Source organism: Streptomyces glaucescens, assembly GCF_002154375.1.
Lineage (GTDB): Bacteria > Actinomycetota > Actinomycetes > Streptomycetales > Streptomycetaceae > Streptomyces > Streptomyces glaucescens.
Genome location: NZ_MUND01000350.1, coordinates 20,947 through 27,789, shown reverse-complemented (window position 1 = coordinate 27,789; position 6,843 = coordinate 20,947). Strand labels below are relative to the sequence as shown.

Below are 6,843 nucleotides of genomic sequence, written 5' to 3'. Positions count from 1 at the left end.
GGCGGGGCCGGGGGCTCGCCCGCGGAGTCGTCGACGGTGATCGCGATACGGATCGGACGGCCGCACTCGCGGCTCAGCGTCTCGCTCACGATCGGCGCGAGGCGGCCTTCCAGCACACCCTTCGCGAACTCGTTCGGTACGGCGAGCAGCGCGGTGTCCGCGACCAGGGCCAGCGGCTGGCAGCGCCGGATCCAGTGCTCGTCCTTGGCCTCCACCCCCTGCCCGCGGCCCTCACCGAGAAGCTGCTCGAGTACGCGTGGCCACACTGCGGCAAGATCGGCAGGTACGTCAGCCACAGGGCACGCTCTCTCACAGGTCCCACGAACGTGTGGTTGTGGGACGGGTCGGGATGTAAATCGGGGTGGGTAGGGATAAGGGAACGAATCGGAGTCCAGCCACGGTAGTCAGGGCGACCGGTGCGGTTCAAGTTGTTGTCCCCAGCCTGTGGATAGTGTCCCTCACCCGCAGCCGGTTTGACCGGATGGCGTAGCCGCGCGTACCGTAACCAGGTCGAGTTGTCGATGGCTGCTGCCGCCTGCCTCCGATGGGCACAGGTCACGTCAGGTGATCGGGAAGCGGTGCACTCGGGCGTGACGCGAGCTACTCGTGGGCGCACGGTGACAGCCAGGACGGCACCCCGCCACCACCGATTCTTTCTGGAGCCCCCGAGTGAGCAAGCGCACCTTCCAGCCGAACAACCGTCGTCGCGCGAAGACCCACGGCTTCCGGCTGCGTATGCGCACCCGTGCCGGCCGCGCGATTCTTGCGTCCCGCCGTAGCAAGGGTCGCGCCCGTCTGTCCGCCTGATCCCGGTCAGGTCATGACATCGTGCTGCCCACCGAGAACCGGCTGAGGCGGCGCGAGGACTTCGCGACCGCGGTACGACGAGGACGCCGGGCCGGACGCCCACTCCTCGTCGTCCACCTTCGAAGCGGTGCCACGGACCCGCACGCGCCTGGGGAGAGCGCTCCCCCGACGCGTGCGGGTTTCGTCGTGAGCAAGGCGGTGGGCGGTGCGGTCGTGCGCAACAAGGTGAAGCGCAGGCTTCGCCATCTGATGCGCGATCGAGTCGCTCAGCTCCCCCCCGGTAGCCTGGTAGTCGTACGAGCGTTGCCCGGAGCGGGTGACGCCGACCACGCCCAACTGGCCCAAGACCTGGACGCCGCTCTGCAGCGGCTGCTGGGAGGGGGCGCGCGATGAAGTACCCGCTGCTGGCGCTGATCAAGCTCTACCAGTGGACCATCAGCCCGTTGCTCGGGCCGGTGTGCAAGTACTACCCGTCGTGTTCCCACTACGGCTACACGGCCATCGACCGGCACGGGGCTCTCAAAGGCACCGCACTCACGGCCTGGCGCATCCTGCGTTGCAATCCGTGGTCGCTGGGCGGCGTGGACCATGTCCCGCCGCGCAAGCGTCCACGGTGGCACGAGATGCTGCGCAACGCCTGGCGCGCACGCAAGGGCGGGCCCTCCGCCGCCGAAACGGCCACCGAAGAAAATGTCCCGACGAGTGACGGTTCTCCGAGGACCGGACCTCCGAGCGACATCCCTTCGAGCCCGGCCGCAGAGACCCCGTCCCATGCCCAAGGAGCATGATTAGTGGACACGATTGCCAGCCTCTTCAGCTTCATCACCACACCCGTCTCGTGGGTCATCGTCCAGTTCCACTCGCTGTACGGTGCGATCTTCGGCCCTGACACGGGCTGGGCCTGGGGCCTGTCCATCGTGTCCCTGGTGATCCTGATCCGTATCTGCCTGATCCCGCTCTTCGTGAAGCAGATCAAGGCGACCCGGGCCATGCAGACGCTCCAGCCGGAGATGAAGAAGATCCAGGAGCGCTACAAGAACGACCGGCAGCGCCAGTCCGAAGAGATGATGAAGCTGTACAAGGAGACGGGCACCAACCCGCTCTCCTCGTGCCTTCCCATCCTGGCGCAGTCGCCGTTCTTCTTCGCCCTGTACCACGTGCTCAACAGCATCGCGTCGAACGACACCATCGGCGTGATCAACGACCGGCTGCTGGAGAGCGCGCAGAAGGCGCACATCTTCGGCGCCCCGCTCGCGGCGAAGTTCACCGACAGCTCGGACAAGGTCGAGGCGCTCGGGTCGTCGATCACCGATGTGCGCGTCGTCACCGCCATCATGATCATCCTGATGTCGCTGTCGCAGTTCTACACGCAGCGCCAGCTGATGACGAAGAACGTCGACACCACGGTGAAGACGCCGTTCATGCAGCAGCAGAAGATGCTGATGTACGTCTTCCCGGTGATCTTCGCCGTCTTCGGCATCAACTTCCCGGTCGGTGTCCTCGTCTACTGGCTGACCACCAACGTGTGGACCATGGGCCAGCAGATGTACGTCATCCACAACAACCCGACCCCGGGTTCCAAGGCTCAGTCCGCCTACCTGGAGCGCCTGCACAAGCACGTCACGCACCGTGGCAAGGTCGGCCGGCGCCGGGACAGGGCCATCGTGAAGGCCATCGTCGCCAAGGGCCGCGACCGCAACGAGTACGAGCGAAAGTTCATCAACGGGCTCAGCAAGGCCGGGCTCGCGGCCCAGGCCGACGGCACCGTGGTGAAGAGCGAGGCCCCCGTCGTCGCCGAGTCCGAGGACGGCACCGCCACGACCACTGCCGCCAAGCGCCAGCAGCCCAAGCGGCAGCCCAAGGCGAAGCGCCAGGCCACCCCGCCCAAGCCGGCGGGCGGCGGTGAGAAGACTTCGCTGACCAAGTCCGACGAGCCGGAGGACAACACGTCCACGGGCTCCACCGGTAAGTCGGCGTCCAAGTCCGGAGGCGCCCGCAGCCGGGCCCAGTCCGGCCAGCGCAAGGGTCCGCAGCGGCCCAAGTCCCCGTCCAAGAAGTAAGAAGGAGTCCATCCCGTGACGGAAGGCACCACCTCCGCCGCTGCCGAGGGTGCAGACACCCTGACCCGCCTGGAGCAGGAGGGCGAGATCGCTGCGGACTACCTGGAGGGTCTGCTCGACATCGCCGACCTCGACGGCGACATCGACATGGACGTCGAGGGCGACCGCGCCTCTGTCTCGATCGTCAGCGACTCGGGCAGCCGCGACCTGCAGAAGCTGGTCGGCCGCGACGGCGAGGTCCTGGAGGCGCTCCAGGAGCTGACTCGGCTGGCCGTGCACCGGGAGACCGGGGACCGCAGCCGGCTGATGCTGGACATCGCGGGCTACCGTGCTCGGAAGCGCTCCGAGCTGTCCGAGCTGGGCGCCAAGGCCGCCGCTGAGGCGAAGAGCAGCGGTTCGCCCGTGAGGATGAAGCCGATGACCCCGTTCGAGCGCAAGGTCGTGCACGACGCGGTCAAGGCCGCCGGACTGCGCAGCGAGTCCGAGGGCGAGGAGCCGCAGCGCTTCGTCGTCGTGTTGCCCAACTGATTTCGGTACGTATGTGCCTCCGGCCCCGTCTGTTGCGCAGGCGGGGCCGAACTTTGTCAGCCTGTAGTTCTGGAGGTCGGCGCTCGACGCGCCGATGCGGTACGGAAGGACGGTCCCCGTGACGGAGGCAGCTGAGCTCCCCCCTGCTCCCGAGCATGCTCGTGACGTATTCGGCGATCGCTTCGCGGATGCGGTCCGGTACGCCGAGCTCCTGGCCGAGGCAGGAGTGCAGCGGGGGCTCATCGGCCCGCGTGAGGTGCCTCGCCTGTGGGAGAGGCACCTGCTGAACTGCGCGGTGCTCTCCGAGGTCGTGCCCGAGGGCGTGACGGTCTGCGACGTCGGTTCCGGCGCCGGTCTGCCCGGGATCCCGCTCGCCCTGGTCCGCGAGGACCTGAAGATCACCCTGCTGGAGCCGCTGCTGCGGCGGACGAACTTCCTCACGGAGGTCGTCGAACTGCTCGGCCTGGACCATGTGACCGTGGTCCGCGGCCGTGCCGAAGAGGTCATGGGCAAGCTGCCCCCGGTCCACGTGGTGACGGCCCGTGCCGTGGCACCGCTGGACCGGCTGGCCACCTGGGGCATCCCGCTGCTGCGTCCCTACGGCGAGATGCTGGCCCTCAAGGGCGACACCGCCGAGGAAGAGCTGAAGGCGGCCTCCACCGCCCTCAGCAAGCTGGGTGCCGTGGAGACCTCGATCCTGCATGTGGGCGAAGGGATCGTCGACCCGATGTCCACGGTCGTGCGGGTGGAGGTCGGGGAAAGCCCGGGTGGCGTGCGCTTCGCAGCCAAGCGGGCCAAGGCGGCCCGGACGGGTCGGACGCGCCGGCGTCGCTGATCCCCTCGGTCGACGACCCCTACTCCACACAAGCTGCCCAACCTACGCATCACGGAGTGTCGCGGCAGTTCGGCCCGAGCCGCTGTGCATCGTGTTTCACGTGAAACGTCGCTCACTGTTGCACGGCATCATCAGCCGCGGCCGGGCTGCGGCCGAACCCCGCGACCGCAAGCCTCTCGGTTCTCTCGACGAGGCTCCCCCTTCCTCCGATTCCCCGGCCCCCGCGAGGGGCACGGAGTTGTCCACAGAGGTGGATTTCTCCACAGAACACCAGGCCTCACTGGTTCACCACCCCGAAGACATGGGAGGCTCTGTTCATTGCGAGCCTGAAGTCGAGGAGAGTGAATCCTTGCGGTCCGACGCCAACATCGCGGGACCGATGACCGATCCGGTCCCCGGTCCCCGTACCGAGTCGACGGGAGCGGATGTTTCACGTGAAACGCCGCCCCCGATGGACGACACTCCCATCGGTCGTGCTGCCCAACTGGCGGTGGAGGCGCTGGGCCGCGCCGGCGAGGGCCTGCCGCGGCCCGAGCAGACCCGCGTCATCGTGGTCGCCAACCAGAAGGGCGGCGTCGGCAAGACGACGACAACCGTCAACCTTGCCGCTTCGCTGGCTCTGCACGGTGGCCGCGTCCTGGTGATCGACCTCGACCCGCAGGGCAATGCGTCCACCGCTCTGGGGATCGACCACCATGCGGAAGTCCCCTCCATCTACGACGTGCTGGTGGACAGCAAGCCGCTCTCGGACGTTGTCCAGCCGGTCGTCGACGTCGAGGGACTCTTCTGTGCTCCCGCCACGATTGATCTCGCCGGTGCGGAGATCGAGCTGGTGTCCCTGGTGGCTCGAGAGAGCCGGCTGCAGCGGGCGATCCAGGCCTACGAGCAGCCGCTGGACTACATCCTCATCGACTGCCCGCCCTCGCTCGGCCTGCTGACGGTCAACGCGCTGGTCGCGGGCCAGGAGGTCCTGATCCCGATTCAGTGCGAGTACTACGCGCTGGAGGGCTTGGGCCAGCTGCTGCGCAACGTCGACCTGGTGCGGGGGCACCTCAACCCCGGCCTGCATGTGTCGACGATCCTGCTCACCATGTACGACGGCCGGACGCGGCTTGCGTCCCAGGTCGCGGAAGAGGTGCGCACCCACTTCGGTGACGAGGTGCTGCGGACGAGCATTCCCCGCTCGGTCCGTATCTCCGAGGCTCCGAGCTATGGGCAGACGGTACTGACTTACGATCCCGGATCGAGCGGTGCCCTCTCCTATCTTGAGGCGGCACGGGAAATCGCGTTGAAGGGCGTCGGCGTCAGCTATGACGGCACGCACGCCCACCTTGGCGCTCAGAACGATCAGAGCATGGTGGAGGGGATCCAGTGAGCGAGCGACGGAGGGGACTGGGCCGTGGCCTCGGGGCACTGATCCCGGCGGCCCCGACTGAGAAGAACCCGGCGCAGGCCGCAGTGGGGGGCGCCGCGACGGGCACTGTAGGCGGTGGCGCTGCCACGTCCCCCACGGTGCCGTTGCTGACCGGCGACCGGGGGGTGGCTGCCGCGAAGGTGGCCACGCTGCCGCCTGTTTCACGTGAAACCGAGGAGCCGTCGGTCATCGGCGCCGTGGACGCGCCCGCTCCTCCCATGGGCGCCCACTTCGCCGAGATCCCGCTGGACGCCATCAAGCCGAACCCGCGACAGCCGCGTGAGGTCTTCGACGAGGACGCACTGGCCGAGCTGGTCACCTCCATCAAGGAGGTCGGCCTGCTCCAGCCGGTCGTCGTACGGCAGCTGGGCCCCGGCCGCTATGAGCTGATCATGGGCGAACGCCGCTGGCGGGCCTGCCGCGAGGCGGGGCTGGAGGCGATTCCGGCGATCGTGCGGGCGACGGAGGACGAGAAGCTTCTCCTGGACGCCCTCCTGGAGAACCTGCACCGTGCGCAGTTGAACCCGCTGGAAGAGGCGGCGGCCTACGACCAGCTGCTGAAGGACTTCAACTGCACGCACGACCAGCTGGCGGACCGTATCGGTCGGTCCCGCCCGCAGGTCTCCAACACCTTGCGTCTGCTGAAGCTCTCCCCGGCGGTTCAGCGCCGGGTGGCTGCCGGAGTGCTGTCCGCGGGTCACGCCCGCGCTCTGCTGTCCGTGGAGGACTCGGAGGAGCAGGACCGGCTTGCTCACCGGATCGTGGCCGAGGGGCTGTCCGTGCGGGCCGTCGAGGAGATCGTGACCTTGATGGGGTCGCGGCCCACGACGGCTCAGCGGACCAAGGGCCCCCGAGCCGGCTCGGTGGTCTCTCCGGCACTGAACGAGCTGGCCACCCGGCTCTCCGATCGCTTCGAGACGCGGGTGAAGGTCGACCTCGGTAAGCAGAAGGGCAAGATCACCGTCGAGTTCGCCTCGGTGGAGGACCTCGAGCGGATCCTCAGCACGCTTGCCCCTGGCGAGGGTCCGGTGCTGCAGAAGAGCCTGCTGGAGGACGACGGCGAGGAGACGGAAGCCTGAGCCTCCGGGCCAGGATGCCTGTCGCTCAAACCGCCTGTGCGGGTCGTGCCCGGTGTGTACCGGAACACGGCCCGCACTTTGCTTTTTGGCGGTATCGATGGAATCGCTTCGTGGATACGA

At 67.9% G+C, this 6,843-nt stretch carries 8 protein-coding genes and 1 pseudogene; 8 read left to right on the top strand and 1 reads right to left on the bottom strand.

Features of this window, described 5'->3' with window-relative positions; all coding sequences use genetic code 11:
• Positions 1-296 (bottom strand): annotated as a pseudogene (dnaA, locus tag CCN42_RS22680) (chromosomal replication initiator protein DnaA); the annotation flags it as partial.
• 373 nt (positions 297-669) lie between these two features.
• On the opposite strand from dnaA, the gene rpmH reads away from it, so the two are divergent.
• From rpmH to CCN42_RS22640, 8 genes are all read left to right on the top strand, one after another.
• Positions 670-807 (top strand): 50S ribosomal protein L34, encoded by a 138-nt coding sequence (gene rpmH, locus CCN42_RS22675; RefSeq protein WP_003956500.1) that lies wholly within the window; start codon positions 670-672, stop codon positions 805-807.
• 21 nt (positions 808-828) lie between these two features.
• Positions 829-1,200 carry a ribonuclease P protein component gene (gene rnpA / locus CCN42_RS22670; RefSeq protein WP_078957742.1) on the top strand — a complete coding sequence of 124 codons (372 nt, stop codon included), beginning with the start codon at positions 829-831 and terminating at the stop codon, positions 1,198-1,200.
• Positions 1,197-1,595, top strand: a complete 399-nt coding sequence (gene yidD, locus CCN42_RS22665; protein WP_086738285.1) for a membrane protein insertion efficiency factor YidD — start codon at positions 1,197-1,199, stop codon at positions 1,593-1,595. Before rnpA ends, yidD begins: the two co-directional genes overlap by 4 nt.
• A gap of 3 nt (positions 1,596-1,598) precedes the next feature.
• On the top strand, positions 1,599-2,867 hold the full coding sequence (gene yidC, locus CCN42_RS22660; protein ID WP_086738283.1) for a membrane protein insertase YidC: 1,269 nt from the start codon (positions 1,599-1,601) through the stop codon (positions 2,865-2,867).
• Between the two features lie 15 nt (positions 2,868-2,882).
• Entirely contained in the window at positions 2,883-3,395 is a 513-nt protein-coding gene (locus tag CCN42_RS22655; RefSeq protein WP_086738281.1) for a Jag family protein, read from the top strand.
• A 118-nt stretch (positions 3,396-3,513) separates the two neighbouring features.
• Positions 3,514-4,230 (top strand): 16S rRNA (guanine(527)-N(7))-methyltransferase RsmG, encoded by a 717-nt coding sequence (rsmG, locus tag CCN42_RS22650; RefSeq protein WP_086169754.1) that lies wholly within the window; start codon positions 3,514-3,516, stop codon positions 4,228-4,230.
• Between the two features lie 301 nt (positions 4,231-4,531).
• Positions 4,532-5,605 (top strand): ParA family protein, encoded by a 1,074-nt coding sequence (locus CCN42_RS22645; RefSeq protein ID WP_086169759.1) that lies wholly within the window; start codon positions 4,532-4,534, stop codon positions 5,603-5,605.
• Positions 5,602-6,723 carry a ParB/RepB/Spo0J family partition protein gene (locus CCN42_RS22640; RefSeq protein ID WP_086738279.1) on the top strand — a complete coding sequence of 374 codons (1,122 nt, stop codon included), beginning with the start codon at positions 5,602-5,604 and terminating at the stop codon, positions 6,721-6,723. Before CCN42_RS22645 ends, CCN42_RS22640 begins: the two co-directional genes overlap by 4 nt.
• Positions 6,724-6,843 lie beyond the last annotated feature (120 nt).